Genomic DNA, 236 nt, shown 5'->3' with positions numbered 1-236 from the left:
CCACAAGCGCTGCGAGCTGCTCTGGAAGCGCTGATTGAGCCGTTGCTGGCACAGGCTCAGCGCGTGGCGATTGCCTCAACCGGCATCATCCGTGAGGGCGCGCTCCTGGCACTGAATCCATTAAATCTGGGGGGATTGATGCATTTCCCGCTGGTGCAAACGCTGGAGTCATTCACCGGTCTACCGACGTTGGCGGTGAATGACGCACAGGCCGCTGCGTGGGCTGAATATCATGC

General features: G+C 60.2%; 1 protein-coding gene. It reads left to right on the top strand.

Annotation, left to right across the window (positions count from 1 at the left end):
• On the top strand, positions 1 to 236 hold a 236-nt coding region (locus FDX22_RS21490), incomplete at both ends, for an ROK family protein (RefSeq protein ID WP_146717747.1).

The sequence above is a fragment of the Citrobacter sp. TBCS-14 genome (assembly GCF_005280805.1).
GTDB classification, from domain to species: Bacteria; Pseudomonadota; Gammaproteobacteria; order Enterobacterales; family Enterobacteriaceae; genus Citrobacter; species Citrobacter gillenii.
The sequence above is the reverse complement of the archived record's forward strand: the minus strand, read 5'-3'. Positions and strand labels throughout refer to the sequence as shown.